Source organism: Synechococcus sp. BIOS-E4-1, from assembly GCF_014279995.1.
GTDB lineage: Bacteria > Cyanobacteriota > Cyanobacteriia > PCC-6307 > Cyanobiaceae > Synechococcus_C.
The window spans coordinates 649,389-671,875 of the sequence record NZ_CP047935.1; the positions used below are offsets into that span (position 1 = coordinate 649,389).

22 protein-coding genes are annotated in these 22,487 nt (G+C 57.0%); 10 read left to right on the top strand and 12 right to left on the bottom strand.

Annotated elements, in window-relative coordinates; all coding sequences use genetic code 11:
• Window positions 1-25 precede the first annotated feature (25 nt).
• Genes SynBIOSE41_RS03140 through hpf form a run of 4 tightly spaced genes read right to left on the bottom strand, consistent with a single transcriptional unit; the run spans window position 26 to window position 3,525 of the window.
• The gene (locus SynBIOSE41_RS03140; protein ID WP_066912023.1) at window positions 26-1,405 is read right to left on the bottom strand and encodes an MFS transporter; all 1,380 of its coding nucleotides are present in this window, start codon (window positions 1,403-1,405) and stop codon (window positions 26-28) included.
• A gap of 29 nt (window positions 1,406-1,434) precedes the next feature.
• Entirely contained in the window at window positions 1,435-2,223 is a 789-nt protein-coding gene (gene recO, locus SynBIOSE41_RS03145; protein ID WP_186539562.1) for a DNA repair protein RecO, read from the bottom strand.
• Window positions 2,220-2,900 (bottom strand): 2-deoxyribose-5-phosphate aldolase, encoded by a 681-nt coding sequence (locus tag SynBIOSE41_RS03150; protein WP_186539563.1) that lies wholly within the window; start codon window positions 2,898-2,900, stop codon window positions 2,220-2,222. Before SynBIOSE41_RS03150 ends, recO begins: the two co-directional genes overlap by 4 nt.
• A gap of 37 nt (window positions 2,901-2,937) precedes the next feature.
• The gene (gene hpf / locus SynBIOSE41_RS03155) at window positions 2,938-3,525 is read right to left on the bottom strand and encodes a ribosome hibernation-promoting factor, HPF/YfiA family (RefSeq protein WP_066911959.1); all 588 of its coding nucleotides are present in this window, start codon (window positions 3,523-3,525) and stop codon (window positions 2,938-2,940) included.
• 11 nt (window positions 3,526-3,536) lie between these two features.
• On the opposite strand from hpf, the gene lipB reads away from it, so the two are divergent.
• The 6 genes from lipB (at window position 3,537) to queA (ending at window position 11,378) form a co-directional block, all read left to right on the top strand.
• Window positions 3,537-4,250: a lipoyl(octanoyl) transferase LipB gene (gene lipB / locus SynBIOSE41_RS03160; protein WP_255475917.1), complete on the top strand. Its 714-nt coding sequence runs from the start codon at window positions 3,537-3,539 to the stop codon at window positions 4,248-4,250.
• 102 nt (window positions 4,251-4,352) lie between these two features.
• Window positions 4,353-6,296 carry an AMP-binding protein gene (locus tag SynBIOSE41_RS03165; protein ID WP_186539565.1) on the top strand — a complete coding sequence of 648 codons (1,944 nt, stop codon included), beginning with the start codon at window positions 4,353-4,355 and terminating at the stop codon, window positions 6,294-6,296.
• 72 nt (window positions 6,297-6,368) lie between these two features.
• A complete protein-coding gene (locus tag SynBIOSE41_RS03170) occupies window positions 6,369-6,812 on the top strand; it encodes a YlqD family protein (RefSeq protein WP_114993972.1) in 444 nt (147 codons plus the stop codon).
• Window positions 6,813-6,876: 64 nt separating this feature from the next.
• Window positions 6,877-8,271 carry a dihydrolipoamide acetyltransferase family protein gene (locus tag SynBIOSE41_RS03175; protein ID WP_186539566.1) on the top strand — a complete coding sequence of 465 codons (1,395 nt, stop codon included), beginning with the start codon at window positions 6,877-6,879 and terminating at the stop codon, window positions 8,269-8,271.
• A gap of 74 nt (window positions 8,272-8,345) precedes the next feature.
• On the top strand, window positions 8,346-10,241 hold the full coding sequence (locus SynBIOSE41_RS03180; protein ID WP_255475918.1) for an APC family permease: 1,896 nt from the start codon (window positions 8,346-8,348) through the stop codon (window positions 10,239-10,241).
• 15 nt (window positions 10,242-10,256) lie between these two features.
• Complete coding sequence (gene queA / locus SynBIOSE41_RS03185; RefSeq protein ID WP_186539567.1) at window positions 10,257-11,378, top strand: tRNA preQ1(34) S-adenosylmethionine ribosyltransferase-isomerase QueA; 1,122 nt, start codon at window positions 10,257-10,259, stop codon at window positions 11,376-11,378.
• 61 nt (window positions 11,379-11,439) lie between these two features.
• Here queA and cysK read toward each other — a convergent pair whose 3' ends face one another.
• From cysK to SynBIOSE41_RS03200, 3 genes are all read right to left on the bottom strand, one after another.
• On the bottom strand, window positions 11,440-12,426 hold the full coding sequence (gene cysK, locus SynBIOSE41_RS03190) for a cysteine synthase A (protein ID WP_186539568.1): 987 nt from the start codon (window positions 12,424-12,426) through the stop codon (window positions 11,440-11,442).
• 133 nt (window positions 12,427-12,559) lie between these two features.
• Window positions 12,560-14,047 (bottom strand): PLP-dependent transferase, encoded by a 1,488-nt coding sequence (locus tag SynBIOSE41_RS03195; RefSeq protein WP_186539569.1) that lies wholly within the window; start codon window positions 14,045-14,047, stop codon window positions 12,560-12,562.
• Window positions 14,044-15,201, bottom strand: a complete 1,158-nt coding sequence (locus tag SynBIOSE41_RS03200; RefSeq protein WP_186539570.1) for a PLP-dependent aspartate aminotransferase family protein — start codon at window positions 15,199-15,201, stop codon at window positions 14,044-14,046. The genes SynBIOSE41_RS03195 and SynBIOSE41_RS03200 overlap by 4 nt, the downstream gene beginning before the upstream one ends.
• An 84-nt stretch (window positions 15,202-15,285) precedes the next feature.
• On the opposite strand from SynBIOSE41_RS03200, the gene SynBIOSE41_RS03205 reads away from it, so the two are divergent.
• Window positions 15,286-15,543, top strand: a complete 258-nt coding sequence (locus SynBIOSE41_RS03205) for a hypothetical protein (protein WP_186539571.1) — start codon at window positions 15,286-15,288, stop codon at window positions 15,541-15,543.
• 421 nt (window positions 15,544-15,964) lie between these two features.
• Here the strand turns inward: SynBIOSE41_RS03205 and SynBIOSE41_RS03210 are convergent, their stop codons facing one another.
• The gene (locus SynBIOSE41_RS03210; protein WP_186539572.1) at window positions 15,965-16,168 is read right to left on the bottom strand and encodes a hypothetical protein; all 204 of its coding nucleotides are present in this window, start codon (window positions 16,166-16,168) and stop codon (window positions 15,965-15,967) included.
• Here SynBIOSE41_RS03210 and SynBIOSE41_RS18290 point away from each other — a divergent pair.
• Window positions 16,163-16,300: a hypothetical protein gene (locus SynBIOSE41_RS18290; RefSeq protein WP_370594221.1), complete on the top strand. Its 138-nt coding sequence runs from the start codon at window positions 16,163-16,165 to the stop codon at window positions 16,298-16,300. The genes SynBIOSE41_RS03210 and SynBIOSE41_RS18290 overlap by 6 nt on opposite strands.
• A 79-nt stretch (window positions 16,301-16,379) precedes the next feature.
• Complete coding sequence (locus SynBIOSE41_RS03220) at window positions 16,380-16,529, top strand: hypothetical protein (RefSeq protein ID WP_186539573.1); 150 nt, start codon at window positions 16,380-16,382, stop codon at window positions 16,527-16,529.
• 93 nt (window positions 16,530-16,622) lie between these two features.
• On the opposite strand, the gene SynBIOSE41_RS03225 is transcribed toward SynBIOSE41_RS03220, so the two are convergent.
• The 3 genes from SynBIOSE41_RS03225 to SynBIOSE41_RS03235 form a co-directional block, all read right to left on the bottom strand.
• On the bottom strand, window positions 16,623-16,874 hold the full coding sequence (locus SynBIOSE41_RS03225) for a hypothetical protein (protein WP_186539574.1): 252 nt from the start codon (window positions 16,872-16,874) through the stop codon (window positions 16,623-16,625).
• Between the two features lie 380 nt (window positions 16,875-17,254).
• Entirely contained in the window at window positions 17,255-18,211 is a 957-nt protein-coding gene (locus SynBIOSE41_RS03230; protein ID WP_186539575.1) for a hypothetical protein, read from the bottom strand.
• A 48-nt stretch (window positions 18,212-18,259) separates the two neighbouring features.
• Window positions 18,260-18,652, bottom strand: coding sequence for a type IV pilin protein (locus SynBIOSE41_RS03235; protein ID WP_186539576.1), 393 nt, complete (start codon window positions 18,650-18,652; stop codon window positions 18,260-18,262).
• Window positions 18,653-20,347: 1,695 nt separating this feature from the next.
• Here SynBIOSE41_RS03235 and SynBIOSE41_RS03240 point away from each other — a divergent pair.
• Entirely contained in the window at window positions 20,348-21,073 is a 726-nt protein-coding gene (locus SynBIOSE41_RS03240; RefSeq protein ID WP_255475919.1) for an SDR family NAD(P)-dependent oxidoreductase, read from the top strand.
• Between the two features lie 179 nt (window positions 21,074-21,252).
• On the opposite strand, the gene SynBIOSE41_RS03245 is transcribed toward SynBIOSE41_RS03240, so the two are convergent.
• Window positions 21,253-21,600, bottom strand: a complete 348-nt coding sequence (locus SynBIOSE41_RS03245) for a hypothetical protein (RefSeq protein ID WP_186539577.1) — start codon at window positions 21,598-21,600, stop codon at window positions 21,253-21,255.
• Window positions 21,601-22,487 lie beyond the last annotated feature (887 nt).

The following is a 22,487-nucleotide window of genomic DNA, read 5'->3' on the forward strand; positions in this document are numbered from 1 at the left end:
CACCGTTCACAGGCCATGGCTGACGCTAGCAGCGCTGCCAGGGCCGTTCGAGCAAGGCGGCAATAAGAGCCAGCAGGGCGAGCAACCACAACACCGGACTGAGCCCGATGCTGCTGACCAGAGTGCCTGCCAGCACCAGCGGCAGACTGAGGGCAATGTTGATCAGGTTGTTCTGCAGGCCAAAGACTCTGCCTCTCTGGGATTCAGGAGTTTCCTCCTGGATGGTTGTCTGTGCCGGAATGGCGACCAGGGCGGCTCCGATGCCGAGGATCCCGCAGAAAGCCAGGGTGCTGTTGAGTGAGCCCTTGAACTGGCTGAGCAACACCAGTGAAAAGGTGATCAAGCCAAGGCCTGCCGCTGTGAGTCGACGCCGACTGAAGTGATGACCAAGCTGGGCCATCATCACCGCGCCAAGAGCCATTCCCAGTCCGCTCATCGCCAGCAACATGCCGAAACCAGAGGGCCCAAGGCTGCGAATCAGGCCTGCCAGTTGAAGGGCCAGAACATAGAGAGCGGCCAGCAGGCTGTAGAGCAATACCAGGTGAATCATGGCGTTGCGCACCGTGGGGATGCGCTTCAGAACCTGCAGCCCTTCTCCGATCTCGTGCCAGACCGACCGACCGTCGTTGTGGATCTCCCGTTCCCGGTAGCGGACTGCCAGCAGGCTCAGCGCCGCCATGCCGTAACAGAACGGCAGCAGAATGAACTCTCCACCGCGCACTCCGACCGAGCTGAACAGGTGATTCAGTCCTCGCAGGATCGGCTCACCCAGAGCGAAGCCAACGATGGTGGCTCCCATGCTGGTGGTTTGGTACAGCGAGTTCGCTGCCAGCAGGTGTTCGCCTGGCACAAGCAAGGTGATGGCAGCCTGTTCGGCCGGTGCAAAGAACTGAGTGAGGATCGATTCGACAAACGTCATGCCGATCAGACCCCAGTAGCCCCAGGGCAGTCCAAGGATCAGGGGACCTGGAATCAGAAACAGAGGGGTCAGCATCACCATCAGTGCCCTCAGTCCGTTTGAGGCCACCATCACCCGCCGTTTGGGCCAGCGGTCAACCCAGACCCCCGCAACGCTGCCCAGAACCATCGCCGGCAGCGTGTTTGCCACGAAAATCCCTGTGGCCAGAAGGGTGATGACCTTTGTGCGGGTACTGATGTCGAGGCCGTAATCGGAAGCCACCTCGGCAAGAACGCCGTTCTGCTGTGTCGTGAGCAGCAAGTGCTGATCGATCAGAAAGACCATCAGCACGATGTAGAACTTGTCCGCCAGTTGGGAGAAGATCTGGCCGATCCAGAGTTTGCGAAAGTCGCTCAGGCGCAACACGGCCTGGAGACCGCGGCCTCCCTCCGGATTGTTGCCGGTGGGTAGGACCGGCTCTGGACTGTTCAGGGGGGATCCGCTCAAGGTTCCAGCAATGACCGGCTCATGATCGCTCACTGCGCTGGCATGCAGTTGCCGACCATCTCCAGCGACCGCACTGGGCGGGGCAGATGGGTGCGGCACCAGCATTCCAGAACAGCCAGGAGCTTCAGCCACACCGGCCGTGGGCCCATCAGTCCGCCATCGCGTCTCCTTGGCAGTTCCGCCCTGGGCAACCGTTGCAGAAGAGCCAGCTCGGATGGGTTGAACTGAAGTGTGGCGCCCGGTAATGAACCGATCGCAAGTCCCTCCTCAGGCAGAAGGCTGCAGCGCCAATCCCACTGGCCGATCGGAGGAGCTAGCTCTGCTCCTGTCCGGCAGCAAACCTGCAGTGGAATTCCATAGCCACCCAGCGCCAGCAGATGCACTCCCGCCTGCACGAGCATGGCCAGGCAGAGATCTGCGTCGGGTTGGGTGGAGCGGCTCAGGGTTTCAAAGCTTTCGAGATGAATCAGCACCGTCTCCAGCATTCCAGGAACAGGGTCGCAGTCGCTGACAAGGGCAATGGCAAGTTCCGCCAGAGCCTGGGCTGCAGCGAGCGTTTCCAGTTGTTTCGCAACACCGCTGTAGTTATGCACGACCTGCAGCTGCCTCACCCTCTTCAAACTGCGACGACCCACCACCTGCAGATTCAGCAGGGTGAGCGGAACTGCAGCGGCAAGGCTGCTGCGTGGTTTGCGCGCTCCAGGCACGGCCAGGCGCACGACACCCTCTTGATCACTCAGCAGGGTCAGCAGTCGGTCATGCTCGCCGAGGGGGCCCACCTTGAGGGCCAGTCCCGTCAGGCGCTTGTCCCCACTCATCGCGATTGTCGCAGGGCCTTCACCAAGGCTGGGCCATGACCTGTGCCCAACGCGATGGCTCCTGCTTCCACGAGATCCAGCGCCTGCTCCAGCGCCCGGATCCCGCCGGCGGCCTTGATGGCGCAACGGCCTCGGGTGAGCTGCCGCAGTTCTCGGATCTGGTCCGCTGAAACGGCAGCCCCGAACCCGTTGCCGGCCTGGAGCGATGCAGCGCCTGCATCCATGGCTGCCTCCGCGGCCAGAGCAAGCTGCGCTTCATTGAGCTGATTGACATCCAGCACCACAGTCATGGGCAGATCCAGTGCTGCGATCGCTGCCAATTCCTCGGCGAAGCTGTTGGCACGGCCGTTCACAAGCGCTGACCAGTCCGGTGTGACTTCGAGAGCTTCGGCCCCATGGGCAGCCGCCCATTCGGCTTGGGCCTGTTTCAGCTCGGCGGGAAGCGCTCCGAATGGGAAGGCGACGGTGGCGATCAACTTCACCGGTCCCTGGCCTCCCAGGCGCCTGCGCACGACTTCAAGGTGAGTGAGGCTGACGCAGACACCGCCGAATCCCAGTTGGCGGGCGGCGTCGCAGAGCGTGAGCAGTTCCTCCTCCTGCAGCAGTGGATTGAGCAGAGCCTGATGAATCAGAGGGGGGATGTCCGGCAGGTCCTGCCGGCGCGGTGACTTGGTCATCGCTGAGCAAACGACGGATCAAGCCGTCACGAAAGGTTCAGTTGCGTGCCTGGATCACTCCATAGCCACCGTGGTTGCGCCGATAGATCACCTGGAGCTCGCCGCTTTCACTGTCGCGGAACAGATAAAAGTCATGGTCGATGAGATCCAGCTGGGTGCGGGCATCATCCAGCGTCATCGGTGGCATGGCGAAGTATTTGCGCCGCACCCCCGGACTGGGCAGCTGAGCCTCCTTCCCCTCGAGCAGTGAACCGTCCACGGGGCTGTCATCCAGCACAGCTTCAGTGGTTGGGGTCTCAGTGGCCCGATGGCCATGGCTGTGGTGATGGTCGCTGTGGCGTTCTTTGAAGCGTCGCAGCTGCCGTGCCAGCTTGCTGGCCACAAGGTCAATGCTGGCGTAGAGATTCTCACTGCGCTCCTGGGCACGAATCACTGTGCCGTTCGCGAAGACGGTGACCTCGGCCGTCTGCTGGGGAACGCGGGGATTGCGAGCCACCGATAGATGTACATCCGCTTCCTGAACAAGATCGTTGAAGTGATGGATCGCCCGATCAAGCTTCGTCTCGGTGTAATCCCTTAATGCGGGAGTCACATCCAGATTGCGACCATGGATCAAGAGCTTCATGCATCCCTCCGGTGCCTGCGCCTAACGGAAAGCTAGTGACGCCGTTGGATTCCGGAACCGGGTCTTCGGCATTTCTTTTTCAGCCTGATCAGCTGGTGCCTTTCCAGCAGGCCTGGAATCTTCAGCGTCGCTGGCAGGAGCGTTTGCTCCTGGAGTCAGCAGCCGAAGCTGATGCGGAAGCGGTCTGGCTGCTGCAGCATCCACGCTGTTACACCCTCGGCCGCGGCGCCAGTGAAGATCATCTGCTGTTCGACCCAGAGCATCCGCCCGCCCCACTGCACCGCATTGACCGTGGTGGGGAAGTGACGCATCACGCACCCGGTCAACTGGTTGTTTACCCAGTGCTGGATTTGCGCCGTCGTCGCACCGATCTGCACTGGTATCTGCGTCAGTTGGAACAGGTGGTGATTGATGTGTTGCAGGTTCTCGGCCTGCAGGGCCAACGCATTGAAGGACTGACCGGGGTCTGGCTCGATCAGCAGAAGGTGGCGGCGATCGGTGTGGGATGCCGTCGCTGGATCACACAGCATGGTCTTGCCTTGAACGTGAATTGCGATCTGGAGGGTTTCGCGTCCGTGGTGCCCTGTGGCATCAAAGGCCGAGCTGTCGGTCGACTTTGCGACTGGATTCCTGATCTGGAAATCGAGATCGTGCAACCTCTGCTGCGCGATGCCCTGGCCGCACGCTTCGAGCTGGTCTGGCAAGAGAGCACTCAAAAGCCTTGATGTCCGCATCAGCCTGATTCGCGAAGCTGTTTGATTGCCGAAGCCGTTCGATTGCCGAAGCAGCCTTGAGGTGATAGGCCTGGGCGACTGCATACCGTTTTCGTGACTACCGCCGCCAAATCCACCTGGTATCCAACCTCCCGAGAGCAGGCGGCACTGGCTCGCCAGGCCCATGTTCAAAGTCTCGGCAGGGTGGATCAGGTCTGGCCCTGGCTGAAATCCCATCACGGTGATGTGATGGCTGTTGATGCCCCCCATGCCGCGCATCCCGAGCGTCTCAGCTACCAACAGCTGGCGGAGCGGATTGATCAAGCCGCTGCCGCATTCCACAGTTTGCAGATCGGCAGTGGCGATGTCGTGGGCCTTTTCGCGGAGAACAGTCCTCGCTGGCTCGTGGCCGATCAGGGTCTGATGCGGGCAGGCGCCATTGATGCGGTGCGTGGTGCAGCAGCACCTGTCGAAGAGCTGCGCTACATCCTCGAGGATTCAGCGGCCGTCGCGCTGGTGGTGCAAACCGCTGATCTGTTGCAGCGCCTACAGCTTCCCGCGGATCAGCAGGAGCGACTGCGTTTTGTGCTCGTACTGGAGGGTCCGGCTGCTGCTGGTGCGCTCGACTTCGATTCTTTTCTGGCCCTTGGCAAGGGTCAGGGAGCACCGGATCCAATGACCGGGCGGGACCGTGCCTCTGCGCCAGCCACCACGGCCACGATCCTCTACACGAGCGGAACCACAGGTCGGCCCAAGGGCGTGCCACTCACGCATGCCAACCTTCTGCATCAGATGCGCAGCCTTGCCTGCGTCACCCGACCGGAACCGGGATCACCGGTGTTGAGCGTTCTGCCGATCTGGCATTCCTACGAACGCAGCGCCGAGTACTACTTCTTTTCCTGTGCCTGTTCGCAGAGTTACACCACGATCAAGCAGCTCAAAAAGGATCTGCCTCGGGTCAAGCCCGTGATCATGGCCACGGTGCCCAGGCTGTGGGAAGCGGTTCAGGCTGGCTTCGAGGATGCCGTCAAGACATTTCCCGCATCCCGTCAACGCCTGTTGAGGGCTGCCCTGGCCAACAGCACGGCCTACACCCTGGCCAGGCGCCGCAGCCGTGACCTGATGATTCAACCGTTGCGCAAGCGCGACCGTCTCAGGGCTGCGGCAGAGGCGAGCCGCCGCTGGCCCGCCCATGCGCTTGCTTCCAAGCTGATCTGGCCCAAGCTGAGGCAGCAGCTGAGTGGCGGAGAACTGCGCTATCCGATCAACGGAGGAGGTGCCATTGCTCCCCACGTGGATTCCTTCTTTGAAGCGGTGGGCATTGAGCTCCTGGTTGGGTATGGCCTCACGGAAACCAGTCCGGTGGTGAGCTGCCGGCGGCCGTGGCGCAACATCCGCGGTAGCTCCGGTCTGCCCCTCCCGGAAACAGAATTCCGCATTGTTGATGCCGAGACCAGGAAGCCACTCGGGTTCCGGGAACGTGGGGTGGTGCTGGTGCGCGGTCCTCAGGTGATGGCTGGCTACCTGGGCAAACCCGAGGCCACAGCCAAGGTTCTCGACGCTGATGGCTGGTTTGACACAGGCGATCTGGGCATGCTTCTCCCCGATGGATCTGTAGTCCTGACCGGACGGGCCAAGGACACGATCGTGCTCAGCAGCGGTGAAAACATTGAGCCTGGGCCGCTTGAGGAGGCGCTGGTTTCCAGCCCCCTGATCGAGCAGGTGATGTTGGTGGGGCAGGACGAGCGTCAACTGGGAGCCCTTGTGGTGCCGCGGCTAGAGGCGATCAAGGCCTGGGCCAGCTCCCAGGGCTGCGATCCAGGTGATGACCTTGGCGGTTATCCGGGTGATGAGCGCCTGCTCAAGCTGCTGCGCGGAGAGCTGAACCGACTGTTGGCTGACCGTGTTGGATCCAGGGCTGATGAGCGCCTTGCCGGCGTGGCTCTTGTGGAACCCTTTTCGATTGAGAACGGCCTGCTCACCCAGACGCTCAAGCAACGCCGAGATCGGATCACAGACCGCGATCGCTCGTCAATCGAGAGCGTGTACGGCCGCTGAAAGCCATCACGCCAGGGTCGGGTTGACCATCCGCCGAGGTGCTGAGACGCTTGGCGCTGCTTCCCCGCCCCGATGTCTGACGGCACCACTTTGTCAATCAAGCGTTCCATCACTATCCGTGCCGTCGTTACTCCGGCCTGGAAAGAAGAGGCCGAGCGTGAGCTGAGCGCTGGCATCTCCACCACCGACCAGCAACTGGCCCAGCTCGAACAGGAGGGCCAGCAGGTTGTTGATGATGTTCGTCGTCAGAGCGCCAACCCGCTTGATCCGCGTGTACAGGAGCAGGTCGCTCAGGTGCAGCAGCAGGTTGCAGCCAAGCGGGCTGAGCTCGAAGAGCAGAAGCGCAATCTTCTTCAGCAGCAGGCCCAGGTTCGCGATCTTGAAATGGAACAGATCGTGGATCAGGGTCAGCTTGAGAGCTTCTGCGACATCCAGGTGGGCGACAACCTGGTGAGCAAAATGCAGGTTGCCGTGGTCGTGCGCGACGGCGTGATCGAGTCGATTGAGCAGGGCTGAGCGCTGATGGGGGCCGGCCTGCCGGCCCGTAAGATTTTTCTAGTCAGCCCCTCTGGAGACGGTTTTGGCAACCCACGACATCTTCATGCCTGCCCTCAGCTCCACGATGACGGAGGGGAAGATCGTTGAGTGGCTTAAAAATCCTGGCGACAAGGTGGGCCGCGGCGAGTCCGTGCTTGTGGTCGAGTCCGATAAAGCCGACATGGATGTCGAATCCTTCAATGAGGGTTATCTCGCAGCTGTTTTGATGCCCGCGGGCAGCACGGCTCCTGTGGGCGAGACCATTGGTTTGATCGTGGAGACCGAGGCTGAGATTGCCGAGGCCCAGGCCAAGGCCCCGTCGGGTGGTGGATCGGCAGTTGCACCCCCCACCCCCGCAGCCCAGGCTCCTGCGGCAACAGCTTCTGCGCCAGCATCGACGGCGCCAACGGCACCAGTGCCAGCTGCTTCCGCCGCCGCACCCGCTCCCGCTGCGGTTCAACCGCCAGTTGCGCCTTCTGTTCCTGCTGCTGCGCCTGCTGTTCCTGCTGCTGCGCCAACGAGCAATGGTCGACTGATTGCCAGTCCAAGGGCGAAGAAACTGGCCTCTCAGATGGGCGTCGACCTCAGCGGGGTCCGCGGCAGCGGCCCCAATGGTCGAATTCAGGCGGAAGACGTGGAGCGCGCCGCTGGGCGTCCCATCAGTGTGCCCCTGGTCGGGGAAGGGACCGCCGCTGCCGTGAATGCCGGAGCTGCGAGCGCCGTAAAGGCTCCCAGCTCCCCTGCCGGCAACAGCTTCGGTCGCCCTGGCGACACAGTCCCGTTCAACACCCTCCAGGGTGCGGTGAACCGCAACATGGAAGCCAGCCTCGTCGTCCCCTGCTTCCGGGTGGGCTACACGATCACCACCGATCAACTCGATGCCTTCTATCAGCAGGTGAAGCCCAAGGGCGTCACGATGACGGCTCTTCTGGCGAAGGCCGTAGCCGTCACCCTGGCTCGGCATCCTCAGGTGAATGCTGCAACCACCGCCGCGGGCATGAGCTATCCCGCCGACGTCAATGTGGCTGTTGCCGTGGCCATGGAGGACGGTGGTTTGATCACACCCGTACTGCGTCAGGCCGATCGAACGGATCTCTATGAGCTTTCCCGTCAGTGGTCGGATCTGGTCAAGCGCTCGCGCAGCAAGCAGCTGCAGCCTGAGGAGTACAGCACAGGCACCTTCACCCTCTCCAACCTCGGCATGTTCGGGGTGGATCGCTTCGATGCTATCCTTCCCCCCGGCACCGGTGCCATCCTCGCGGTGGCTGCTTCAAGACCTGCCGTTGTGGCTGGAAAGGATGGGTCCATCGCTGTGAAGCGTCAGATGCAGGTCAATCTCACGGCGGACCACCGTGTGATCTATGGCGCCGATGGTGCCGCGTTCCTCAAGGATCTGGCGGAATTGATCGAAACCCGCCCTGAAAGTCTGGCGATCTGAATCAGGTCAGCAGAAGACACTCAGCTGCCGAGCTAAGGGAACCTTGCCACTCTTGACGTGGTGTAGGTCGCCTCGTGTCTGTTCCATCCTTTTCACGCCTGCTGGGCCGTCCTCTGCCGCGGTCCAGTGCCAAGGATGAGCGACTCCCCAATCTCGAGGCGTTGCCGATCTTGTCCTCGGATGCTCTGTCATCCGTGGCCTATGCGACCGAAGCGGCGCTTGGAATTCTGATCCTGGGAGGCAGTGCCGCTCTTCGGCTGTCGCTCCCGATCACGGTGGCGATCATCGCTTTGATCACGATCGTGGTGTTGTCGTATCGGCAGGCGATCTCGGCCTATCCCAAGGGTGGCGGTTCCTACGTGGTGGCCCGCGACAATCTCGGACGCAATGTGGGATTGGTGGCGGCCGCTGCACTGCTGATCGACTACACCCTCACCGCAGCGGTCAGCCTGATGGCGGGAACCCAGGCACTGTCCTCACTGCAGCCATCCCTGTTGGCCTACGAGGTTCCGATCGGCCTGCTGCTGCTCGTGCTCGTGGGCTGGGCGAACCTTCGCGGGGTCAGGGAGGCAGGGCGTGTGTTCTCGGTTCCTACCTATGCGTTCGTGGTGATGATTGTGCTGCTCACGGTTGCGGGGCTCAAGGATCTCACCTTCCATCACGGCTGGACTCCCGATGCCCCTCCTCTTAAGGCTGCGTTGGAGCCGATCGGCCTGTTTCTGATTCTGCGGGCGTTCAGCTCCGGTTGTTCAGCGATGACCGGCATCGAAGCCATCGCCAATGGTGTGCAGGTTTTTCGCGAGCCTGCTCCAGTCAATGCCCGTAAAACCCTTCTGGTTATGGGTGTTCTGCTGTCGGTGATGTTCCTCGCGGTCAGCACCTTGGGCTTCATGTATGGGGTTGCACCCAATCCCGACATCACCGTGTTGGCTCAGATCGGGCAGCGCGTGTTCGGTGATGGCAGCGTTCTCTACTGGATCCTGCAGATCTCAACGCTGCTGATTCTGGTACTTGCAGCGAATACGGCCTTCTCCGGATTCCCGCGTCTGGCGGCCATGCTCGCGGAGGACTACTGCTTGCCCATGCAGATGAAGTTGCTGGGTGACCGCCTCGTCTACCAGAACGGGATCGGGGTGCTGGTGACAATCACGGCGCTGATCATCGTGATCTGCAGGGGTAACACCACTGTGGCCGTCAATCTGTATGCCCTTGGAGTCTTCACCGCTTTCACCCTGTCGCAGCTGGGTCTGGTACGTCGCTGGTGGAAGCTTCGCGGAGAGGGCTGGCGGGGGCGGATGGCCATGAATGCGCTCGGATCGCTCACCACCTTTGTGGTGTTGATGGTGATCGTGGTGAGCAAATTTGATGAGGGGGCCTGGACCGTGGTGATCGCTATTCCTCTGCTGGTGTGGGGACTGGCCTTGATCCGCCGCCGATACCGGGAGATCTTCACTGCCCTTGCTCTCGACCATGATGGGTCGTCACTGAAGCTGGTGCCCCGCGATCCACCTACAGGGCACCACGCGATCGTCTGGGTCGCAAGCATGATGCAACCTTCCTTTGAGGCGTTGCGCTACGCCTGCTCGTTCGCCGATTCAGTCACGGCGGTGATGGTGGTCCAGAAGGAAGAGGATGCCGGAAAGCTCAGCCAGATGTGGGATCGCTATGCGGGCACGGACACCGGTGCTCTGGAGCTGGTGCTGCTCGACAGTCCATACAGTTCGCTGCTGGATCCCTTCTGTGACTTTGTGATGGAGGAAGAGCGACGGCATCCCGAGCGCACCACCACGGTGGTCATGCCTGTGGCCATTCCCAGGGATCGACTGGATGTGGCTCTGCTCAACCAAAGGGCTCGCAACCTGTTCGAGGCGCTCTCCGACGACCAGAGCAGGGTGTTTTCAATTGTGCGCTATTTCGTTCCCCGCTTGGCCAGCAAAGGGGGATCGTCGCCCTCAGGCAGCATGGATTGATCACGTTCAAGCGTTGTGGTGGATCCAAGGGATCTTCAGCTCAGCTCCTACGACTACCGCTTGCCCGAAGAGCGGATCGCGCAGGCACCAGTGGAGCCACGCCATGCAGCACGACTGCTGATGGCGCCCCCCATCAACCAACCCATGACGGAGCTGATGCATCGTCGGGTGTGGGATTGGCAGGATGAGCTGCGTCCTGGCGACCTGCTGGTGGTCAACGACACACGGGTTCTGCGTGCGCGTTTGAGGGTGCGGCGTTCCGGAGGTGGGCTTGCGGAGCTTTTGGTGCTGGAGCCCCGCGGCGAAGGCCGCTGGTTGTGTCTTGCCAGACCCGGTAAGAAATTGAAGCCCGGTGATCAGCTCTGGCTTGAAGCGCTCGAACAGGATCCCGTTCCTCTGCAGGTGTTGGCATCGGACGGCGCCAGTGGCGGTCGCATCATTCAGTTCCCTGCGGCTTTCGTTGATGCCGCCGCGATTGAAACCCTGCTTGAGCGCTATGGCGAAGTGCCGTTACCGCCCTACATCACGCGTCATGACGAGTCGGATCAGGAGCGTTATCAGACTCGCTATGCCGCCAGGCCAGGAGCGGTTGCTGCTCCAACAGCGGGCTTGCACCTCAGTGACGAGCTCCTGAAGCTGATCCGCGGCCGCGGCGTTCAACTGGCCACGGTGACGTTGCACGTGGGGTTGGGTACATTCCGGCCCGTGGAGACTGAAGATCTCACGGATCTGAGTCTGCACAGCGAATGGGTGGAGGTGACTGCTGAGCTGGTGGACGCTGTCATCGCGTGCCGGCAGCGTGGAGGACGTGTGATTGCCGTGGGCACGACCAGCGTGCGGGCTCTGGAGGGAGCTGCGGCCGCAGGGGGTGGCAGCCTGCAACCTCTAAGGGGACCTGTTGATCTGGTGATCCAGCCCGGCTTTCGTTTCCTGGTGGTGCAGGGCCTGCTGACCAATTTTCATCTGCCCAAGAGCTCGCTGTTGCTTCTGGTCAGCGCTCTGATCGGACGCAGCAGGTTGCTTGAACTTTATGAAGTCGCCATTCGCGAGACCTATCGCTTCTATTCCTATGGCGATGCCATGTGGATCGCTCCGGATGCCGTGCTTCCTGGTGTGACACCACGAGCTGATGATTGAGCAGATTGGCATTAAAAAAGCCCCGGTGTTCCGGGGCTGAGTGGTGTGCAAACGCTGCGGTTCAGGCGGTGACGGGTTGCTCGATGATCCCGGTGGGAACATCGGCGAACATCACTGATGAGAGATAGCGCTCAGCCAGATCGGGGAGAACAACCACGATGGTCTTACCGGCGTAGGCGTCCTGCTTGGCCAGTCGAATGGCGGCCGCCGCTGCGGCTCCGCAGGAAATGCCCACCAGCAGACCCTCTTCCTTGGCCAGACGCAGAGCCATCTCAACCGACTCGTCGTTGGTCACCTGCTCGACTTTGTCGACAACGGAAAGGTCAAGGTTCTTGGGAATGAAGCCGGCGCCGATCCCCTGGATCTTGTGGGGACCTGGCTTCAGCTCTTCGCCGTTCATGGTCTGAGTGATCACCGGGCTGTGGCTGGGCTCCACCGCCACTGATTCGATCGCCTTGCCTTGCTCGTTTTTGATGTAGCGAGACACGCCAGTGATGGTGCCGCCGGTGCCGACGCCGGCCACCAGAACGTCAATGGCTCCTTCGCAGTCGTTCCAGATCTCAGGGCCAGTGGTCTTTTCGTGAATCTCCGGGTTGGCAGGGTTCTCGAACTGCCCGGGCATGAAGTACTTGTCAGGGTCGGTTGCTGCGATTTCCTTGGCTTTGGCGATGGCGCCGGGCATGCCCTTGGCGGCTTCGGTGAGCACGATCTCAGCACCGAGAACAGCCATCACGCGACGACGTTCAATCGACATCGACTCTGGCATCGTGAGCACCAGCTTGTAACCGCGAGCAGCTGCGGTGAAGGCGAGAGCAACGCCGGTATTGCCCGATGTGGGCTCGACGATCACCTTGCCTTCAGTGAGTTCACCACGCTTCTCGGCATCCCAGATCATGTTCGCGCCGATGCGGCACTTCACGCTGTAGGCGGGATTGCGACCTTCGATTTTGGCGAGCACGGTGGCTTTGCAGTCCTTGGTGACATGGTTCAGACGCACCAGGGGGGTATTACCGATGGCCTGGCTGTTATCGGCGTAAACGCGAGACATGAGGGAGTCGAAAAAATGGCCAATTTTTGCAATTTAGGGAGACTCTCAGTCAGGTGCCTGGCTCTTAAGAGCTTGTTCAAACTCTGTCAATCCAGCAGGCAGCAACTCAGCATTCCTTTCCCCAGCTCTCCGGTCACGCCTTCTCCAGAGCCAGCAGGAACCGCTTCCAGAGATTCTGCTGATCCTCAAGTCCCACGGAGACGCGCAGCAGATGGGATGGCACATCGCAGCGTTGCGCCCAAACCAATTCGTCGTAGTGAGCAAGCAGCACGTAGGGGCAGACCAGGGTGAAGGCGGTGCCGAGACTTGGCCCCTTGCAGATCTCCAGTGCGTCGTAGACCTTCTGCGCCGAGGGAGTTCCTCCTTTCAGTTCAAAGGACAGCAGACAGCCATGGCCTGCACCTGGCCGCTGCAGAGCCTTGAAGTTCTCGCATGCACCCGGATGGAACACCTTCTCCACGGCGGGGTGGTCGCGCAGCTGTTCAGCAAGGCACAGCGTGTTGCGATTGAGCTGATGCACCCGTTCGACCACGTCTTCACTGCCCTGGTCGAGGGCGATGACATCCCCGTCGGCAAGCTCAGCCAGTGGTTGCAGGGAGCTGGCTGATGCAGCCAGCTGATCTCTCCAGCGGGAGTGGTGACTCAGCACCAGACTTCCAGCCAGAACATCACCACGGCCCGCGAAGCTTTTGGTGAGTGAGCTGAAGACCAGATCGGCGTGGGGCAACCCGTCGATATTGATTCCAGATCCAATGGTGTCGTCGGCGATCACGGGGATGCCCTGCCGGTGGGCAAGCCTGGCGATCGTTGCCAGATCAATGCAGCGCAGCAGGGGATTGCTAGGCAGCTCCACGACCACTGCCGACGGCTGCAGGCGCTCGAGAGCGGCATCCACACTGGCTGCACTGTCATCCAGCAGCAGTTCGGCCCCGTTGAACACCACCTGGGGCAGCTTGAGCACATCCACGTAGGGGAAACCGATCTGCAACACGGGCCTGTTGGGCCGGATGGCCGAGATCAGTTGGAGTGCTCTGTGTAGAGCCGACATGCCTGAGGGGTGGAGGCTGATCGCATCTCCCTCACAGCGATAGATTCGCGCCAGCCGGCCAATCACATTGCTGCGGGCGTTCTCTGCTGCGGCTACGCCGGCGCTCGGCTCTTGACCGAGGGCGATGGCAGCCAGCCTGGAGGATGCTCCAAGGCCAGTGTGTTGCCAGAAGGCCTTTGCGGCAGGAGTGCTGGCTGGGTCGGCAATCAGGCAGGTCAGGCCATGGATTGTGATGAGCTGCGTTTCTCCCGCAGGCCTTGTTCTGTGGCAGTGGGCGAGAGCGGCTTCTGCCGCCGTGCGGTTCGGATACGGCCAGCTGCTTGAGCCCTTGGCTGGGGCGAGGTCGGAGACCTGCAGCGAAAGCTTCGCTAACTGCGCCACCAGCGGATGCTGACCGAATCGCGGATACACCGCCCGCAACGCTCTTCGGCACCCGGGATCCTGTTCCTCATAGGCGATGACATCGCTCCATCGAGGCAGGGCGACCGAGACGGCATGGGTGGCATCAGGAAGAGGATGGCCGAGATCGCTGCCTTGCCAGCAGGGATCGCGCAGCAGGTCGCGCGAACTCATTGGAGCGAGCAAAGTGCCTGGTCGAGATCAGCGATCAGATCGGCAGCGTCTTCACAGCCCACGGACAGACGGATCAGCCCATCGCTGATGCCCAGTTTTTCTTTGACCTCTGTGGACACCGAAGCGTGAGTCATCGTGGCCGGGTGGCAGATCAGGCTTTCCACGCCTCCAAGGCTTTCGGCCATGGTGAACCAGCGCAGGGCCTTGCACATGGCATAAGCATGGGCGCGGCTGGCTTTGACTCCAATCGTGACGATGGCGCCACCGCTGCTCATTTGCTGCATCGCCAGGGAGTGTTGGGGGTGATCCGGGCGATGGGGGTAGCGCACCCAGTTCACCAGGGCATGGTTGGCGAGGTGATCAGCCAAAGCGGCCGCGTTGGCCATCTGCTGATTGAGTCTTAACGGCAGGGTCTTGATGCCGCGGGTGATCAGCCAGCAATCGAACGGGGAAGGCTGCAGGCCCAGGGCTTTCTGGGCAAACACCATCTTTTGCTGCCAGGCCGGATCGTCAGTGCAGACCGCACCACCAAGGGCGTCGGAGTGTCCGTTGATGTATTTCGTCGTGCTGGTAAGTGAAAGGGTGGCCCCAAGCTGCAGGGGGCGCTGCACAAGCGCGGTGGCGAAGGTGTTGTCCACCACCACGGGCACCTCGAGGGCCGCGGCTGCCGTGCAGACCTGTCTCAGGTCGATCACCTTGAGCAGCGGGTTGGTGGGACTTTCCAGCCAGACCATCGCTGGCTTTCGAGCCGCGATGCTGGAGAGGGCTTCGGCTGATGTGAAATCCACCCATTCAGTGCGGATCCCGAATTTGGCGAACACCTGTTCAAACAGCCGCACAGTGCAGCCATAGAGGTTCTCCTCGCAGAGCACCAGATCCCCTTGGCTGAGACCGGAGGCAATCGCCGTGATCGCGCTGACTCCCGACCCAAACACCGTGGCATGGTTGCAGTGCTCAACTGAAGCGAGCACGTCCTCAAGGATGCGGAAGTTGGGATTCCCAGAGCGTGTGTAATCGAAACCACCAGCGTTGCCATGAGCAAACGTTGAGGTGGAGTAAATCGGTGGCATCACGGTGCCCGTCCCCTCCGCAAAACTCTCCCCGTGGTGAATCGCCAGGGTGGCGTCGGCTGGTATTGGTGCTGGGCGCTGCAAGTGATGGCTGCGATCAGGTCTCAAAGCTAGGAAACAGGCTGACTGTCGCCGCTAGCGTCGAGTCCGACCTAAAGACCAGGAGCCTTGGCTGACACCTCAGTGCCACAGAGCCATAAGGATGAGTGGCGGGATCATGTGCTCAGCGAAATCGTCACGTTTCTGAGCGAGAACAAGCAGCAGATTCATGCTCGCTATCTGGAGCAGCGTCAGGGGCAGCTCGCTCGTGATCTGATCGAGCAGGAGGGACTGATGGATTTCGAGCTCGCCATCACTTTTCTGGAAGACAAGCCCAAAGGCTTCGGGTTGGGACTGGGCTTTTTCAAGGCGAACCTGATCCGTTGAAGTGACCGCGCCACGATCGCTAATTGCCTCGTTTCAGTTGATATCTACAGTAGCAATAGATAAAAAGTCTCTAAAAGTTACTGTCAGTTTTTTCTGCCTCAGCTCTTTCGCCGAAGCTTGGAGTGTCTGTAAACACGAAATATCTCGCGCCTTAATGCAAGTTATGCATTCTGGATGGAGCTCACACGAGTTAGCTGTCAATTGGAACGCATTCATCATGGGTATTGCGGTCCACCAGCCATGCTTTTTAACTCCTTGATATCACTGAATGCGGTGATCCTATCGCTCTCAGGTCATCAGCAGAGATGCTAAATCATTCCTCTGTGGCAATTGCAGCCATTGCTTCGATATCCCAGCTGCTTTGAGTTCCTCCTGAAGCTTGATATCACCGCTCACCTTTTCAATGAATGCTTGAGTTCGTCTAGGCACAATGGTGATTGGCCAATACAGAAGCAGTAGCCACACCCAGCAGCAGTTGGGAGGGCGCTCGATCTTTCTGGACGTGGCTCCAGGGATGAGAGTGTCGTGCGCCACGACGATCTCCCCCTGAGAGAAACGCGACCGTGATGGGTGGATCGAACATGTCATCCATGGCGGCGGCGCTGCCCGTGATCCGAGGATTCACAACCTGTCCCAGATTGCTGCAGTGGATTCCGGTGAGATCAGCTGGTACATCGCTGACTTTATGACCTACGTCTTTGCAGCAGAAATATCGATTTGCTTACCTGCTTTTCACCAGAAATATTCTGCCCCCTGACCAGGGTTTGACCAAATGCTCAAATATGAGACATGAATAGTGAAGATGTTCGGGGTCAATCCCACAATTCTTTGATTCAATGCCTGAAGGACAAGAAAACAAGGCTCTTAAGGAAGAGTCGCAATCAAAAAAAGTCAACGAAAATATTGAAATGACTGCAGGCAATCAGCCTCTACGGCCATCGCTGTGGGATATTTGGATGTATTGTGGTGGATTTAATCTCAGATAATAGTTATTCAATGCCTTGCCTGCAATGGGATGGTAAAGAGTGAATATCATGCAAATTGATTCATTCGCTTGAAAAATCTTGTTATGGGTAATTCTAAATTATTGGATATAGCTTGATCTCAGCCAATGCAGGCATTAATTGCGCCACTGGCCGGCTCATCGCCGCGGCAATGCCATCAAGACTTTGTTGCCATTTAAAGTTTTTTGCAGGCTTGGCATTGCTTTTCAGTTTGATTGACGCGTCAGCAAAGATTGATATGCCGTCTTCAGTCAGATCAAATCCATCAGCGATGTGGTGGATCTCTTTTTCCTGCAGAAGCAGTTTATTACGTTCCCTTCTATTCAATCCTGTCTAGGTCGCCTCTTGGCTTCAGGGTCAATCCGATACCCTGGCAAGCCGAGTCTTTACAGGCTCTCTCTGTTTCTAGGCGTGAAGGATCATTGCTGCCGAAGGCTGCTAGTCCGCCGCTAGCTCATCTGCGAACTATTTGAAAAGACTTCGCTTCAAGAGAGTCAGCTCAAACTGAATGCTGTCGATTTCCTGCATCAGTTGATTTAGGCTTCTAAAGCATTAAAAACCCCGCACTTGGCGGGGCGTGATTGATCTAAGGATTCTGTCGGCAGATTCATAGAGACACTCAACGCTTCTCCCTTTTCTATTCTCGAGTTTTTTGTTTCTGTCAGTCCACGCGTGATGCCCTCAGGCTATTTGGCAAAAGATTTAAATCAATACCTCCTTCGGATTCCGAATTGACTGATACGGTAGTTGGATTTGGTACCAGAAATCACTCGTGTATTGCCAGTGACCTTGCGGGTATAAACTCTGCGAACATCATGTTGGGATGCTTGACGAATTCTGCTCGACTCAATATATCTCGGATCACGATATCTAGGATCATGATGCCTAGAGTCGCGATATCTAGGGTCGTGATGACTAGAGTCATAATGCCTAGGGTCATGATGGTGGTGCTGCTGCTTTGTGTCACTTGATTGTTCATGTCTAGAATAAACTTTCTCGTTTGTTGCGTACTTTTCTTTGCTTGATGTTCTACCTTTGGAGGATTTATCACAGTCCTTCTTGTGTTTTTCATTGCTCGATGTGCCGTCTCTGGAGGACTGACGTTCGTTCGTAGTGTACTTTTTATCACTTGATGTTCTATCTCCAGAAGATTGATGTTCGTTCGTTGTGTGGTTTTCTTCATATGATCTCCCACTTGTAGATGTTGATGTGCCCTCCGCGTGCACATGATTGTTACTAGTTGTCGTGGCTCCGACATCTATTGCGATTGAATTAATTCCTGAATCAACGGAGTCCGTTTCTGAATTAGTGGGGCCCGTTCCTGAATTAGTGGAGCCCGTTCCTGAATTAATGGGGCTCGTTCCTGAAGCTGATGTTCCTAGCCTGAAAGCACGAGTCGCAGACATTTCGTATTTGCTTTTGCCTTCCCGGCATGTAATCGCATAAGCATTGTTGCCGATGCCTTGAAGTTTGCATTGGTTGGGTGTTTGTATTAAGGACATTTTGCCCTCGTTCATGGCGGCAAATGTGACAGCTTGTGATTCGGCAATACCGAAATTGGTTGCTCGTTTTTGAGCGATTACTGGTTGAATCGCCATTCTGCTGATCCCCGGTGTGGCAGACCCAGCAACGACGACGGCGACAAGAACTGTTGTGAGATTCATGGTTTTGTTTTGGTGTTTTTGTTGATCGGTTACTTGGTTAATAGATTTTCAGGTTGCAGGGATTGCAGATTTAACCGGGAATTCCGGAATAGCGTCTGCGTCAATTTCAACTGTCCAACGATCGTTTCCTCCGTCGGCAACAACCGACCCTTCTTCGATACAGTTGTGGGTGATGAGAGTAATGTCTGGTCCAGCGTCAGCTTGAGTGACAGTTGGCTTAGCGTGTTCGTAAAGAATTGCAGTTGAGCAATCTTTGGCGGCGTCAACTACAAATTGTTTGGCATTAATGGATTTTGAACTCTCAAGAGTCCCAGTAAAACTTGGAACAGCTAATGAACTGAGGATGCCAACGATTGAGACGGTGACCATCAGCTCGAGTACTGTGAAGCCGTTTTGCCTTTGATTGCGCTTAGCAATAGAACGTTTGAGAAAGTTGTTCATTGGTTTGAGTGGAGTGGTGGAGGTCCCCCTCCGATGCACACACCATCTCCCGAACCACTGCTTGCTGTGATGACCTGGGGCAATGTTTGCTGTGATTCTGCTCACAGCGTCCTGAGGTCTGGCTTGTTCTGCCGAGAGCTGGTTCAGTCACTCACAACTCGCAAGACCACCCTGCTTTTCTCAGCAAGGGTTTTGTATTGCTTTCAGCTATCTTGTAAGGGCACCAGGCTTCCCGACCATTATTCAATAAGACATAAACATTGCTTGTTCGTATATCTTCTTGGCCAGTGAAATACCGCCAACATCTTGAATGACAATACAATTGCTTCCTGCATGCAAAGTTTAGCCCCGGCGCTTCTTGACTTCTGTTCAAATTGCAAATGTTCTAATAAGCTCATCCGGAATCCTTGGGGCTTTGATTCCTATCATTAAAATAAACTCTTAGTGTGTGCTTATAAGTGATCGTTATTCTGAGGTTTCCATTGTTGCTGCTGCTCCCAGCACGATCGTTAAGTTCTAAAGCTAGCCAGCTCGGCCAAGTGCAGGGATTAAGCGTAATCTGCTGTTCGCAGCAGCGATAGCGATACAAGTAGACCGTTTCATGTGTTTGATGGAAGGAGAGGAGCTCGTCGCTCTCGGACCTCATTTCCATCTCCGCAACCAATTCGGTTCACCTCACCCAAAGGGTTGAAACGGCAGGCCATCCACGCCCCTGCTCGAGGCGGATCGCTACAGGATAAGGCGCGGCTGTTGAAACCCATCTGGCGTCCGTGCCCATGGGTAACGCCCGATGCTTGCCGAGTGCTGTATCTCAGAAAATGCCAGGACTGCTTTCTTGGCTCTGGGGGCTTGAATGCAGACCGAGTTCCGACTGATCAGTAAGACAGGGCATTGTTGAAGCGTTCGTGCCTCAAAGCTGATGTCAGCAACATTTGCAATCAGGTTGTTGGCTTTTTATTTCTGATCAGCTATCAATAACAAGGAGCCATCTATTGAATATGCGTCAAAAACTTCCAGGCTTTCTTGCTCTTGCTGTCCTCGTTTCAGGATGCAACGTTGATGTAAAAATGCTTGAGGAATGTAAGGATAAAGATGGAAAACCCCTGCCTGAGTGGATCTGTCGCAAAGGAGATCCAGGCGAAGGGCAAGGCAGTTAATGCACGAAAGGATGCGCAAGGCTTGATTATGGGCTTTAACGGTCAATCCAATAAAAAAGACCCAACGCCTTGGCGACCGCTGGGTCTCATGGTTGTCCGTGTAAGGAGTTGGATGCCCTTGTGAGGAGAACCAACTATGAGAGTTATAGCAAACACATGTACTATTTGCTAGTGAATTTGTACTCATTTGCGTAAACAGATGATCCGTGCTGCTCAGTAAGCAAAAAACCTCCTTTCTCCTGGCTGCGCGATGCCAATCAATAGCGATGGGCGTTCGGCTGGCGCAACGGCTGGGGGTGAGGGTTGGGTGTCACGGTGTGATGGGCTAATGGTCTCTGAAAGCGCGACAGCTTGTGCCGTTTGACTTACTGGTCTTAGCTGATTGCATGGCCATGCCTTGCGAATAAAATCCGATCGTGAGGAGAAAACACTCGCGGGGTGGAAACAAGGCAACACTCCCTCAAGAGTTTTCAGAACCCCTGCCTTCGGCGGGGGTTTCTTTTTGCTTGCTTGGCTCGTGAAAATTGTGCGGACATTGATGATCAGTGGTGCAAGTCGTGGCATCGGGCGGGCAATTGCAAGGAAGGCATTGGCTGATGGTCACCGCTTAAGCCTAGGGCTCAGAGATTTGAACTCGCTAAAAGGTTCAGTATTAGACCCAGAAGTTGCTGGAAAACATCGTGTAATGCTGCACTCATACTCAGCTGAAGATTCACTTGGAGCTCAGTCCTGGGTTGATGCCACGGTGGATTATTTTGGTTCTTTTGATAGTTTGATATGCAGCGCCGGTATATTCAGTAGGGTTTCAGTCTTATTTTCTCCAGGCGAAGAAGAGGAGATTGAGCGGACAATGAAAATAAATCTGATAGCTCCCTGGATTTTGGCCCGGGCCGCTTGGCCTCAGCTGGTTCATCATGGTTCTGGAAGAATTCAGATGCTGGTGTCGCTGAGCGGGAAAGAAAGTAAAGGTAAACTCGCCGCATATAGCGCCAGTAAATTCGCGTTGTTAGGTTTGTGTCAGACGATGCGTAATGAAGGTTGGAATGATGGCATTAGAGTCACAGCTATTTGCCCAGGTTGGGTTAACACTGATATGGCTCATTCTGTATTGGCAGAGCCAAGTGAATTTTGGCCAACACATTCGCTCAAGCCAGAAGAAATGACTCAGCCTGAAGATATTGCCGATATAAGTTCTGCACTGCTTAAGCTCGATAATAGAGCTGTTCCTTTTGAGGTATCTGTTAACTCAAATCTTGGATGGTGATGAGTGTATTAGAGCGTCTTGATTTGGTGGATAGTCTTTCAATTAAACAGTATCGCTTCCATTTCGATGCTTGGAGCAATGAATCTTTTCCAGATGCTTGGCTTACTGGTCAGTAGGTCTGCGGATTGATTGAGAAGGCTCGATTCGTTGCGATTACTGCTGTATGGCGATCTACGTACTCAAGGGCTGTTCGAAGCTCCCTGACTATCCTTCAGCAGCTGGCACTGAGCATCAGAGTCTTCCGTCAACTCTGGTGCAGCAGCCTGAACTGATGTGTCGCCGGCCTCAGTTCGGGTAATCATCTGATCAATGGTTCCCTGAGGCTGCTTATCAAGAAGACGGAACTTCAAGCCATGACTCGTGGGAAGCAGGTTGATTCTGTTCCCTTGAAGACTTCTTGCTTCCAGAGGTTGAATGCGGCAGAACGTGTGTGCCTGTGCTTCGGCATCTGATCTCCGGACAGGTGCTGTCTGCTGGCCGTCGGATGCAGACAAGTCCTTAACGAGTGCATGCTGTTCCTTAGGCATAACTCGCCCTATGTCGATGATGGCTACGTTTTCTAGGCTCAGGGTCTTTGGTGCGATCTCGCGTTCTTGAGTGGTCTGTCCTTATAACATCAGCGCTTTTCACTGGCTTTATTGTCAAACATCCATTCCATCATTCCCTTGCTGTCGTTTTTAAGGGAGACAATTGCGAAGCTCACTAGAAATACCAGTGAAACAGTGATGAGAACAGCTGCGCTGAGTTCACTGATTTCGAGATTTCCGAGTGAGAGTGTGAGCAGAATTGGGCAACTCATTCAGCGGTTTCGCATCTTCCTTCTTTGGGGACTTGGCCGAGAATTAGGAGCATCTTTTCGTCTGGAAATGTCTGGTTGACAGACAGTAAGGACATTAACCAATTCAGCATTTTTCGAGCATATTGATCCAGGCTAGCTCTGGTCGATGAGCTGTAGTTCGCCCGTTACGGCCGCTTATCAACACTCAATATCGTTGTATCCGATTTGACTCGGCGTCAGTGCTTTTGCGGTTTGGTGCTTTCGGTCGCTACGGCTGGCGCTGTGATTTCGTTGGTTCATTCACCCGTACAACTCGATCACCCGTTCAAGGTCTGGAGAGGTTCATGCCAGTGGTCTTTGGGATGAATCGCAATCCAAAACAAAAGGGGCCGGATAAATCCGACCCCAGCCACCTGCATGCTTCGATGATGGCAGTGCAAATGCTTTTTGCAGAGAACCCTTAACGTCTCGAGACCAACGGTGCTTTGTCGTCAGGACTGAGCCTCGGCTTCCTGCTTTTGTTCAGTGGTCTCGGCATCTGCTGAGTTCTGGCTGCGCTGACAGCCACCTGATCCTGCGAATGCAGGAGCTGTAATGAGAAGCGTTGCGCAGAGAAGGGTCGAGAGGCGAAGCATC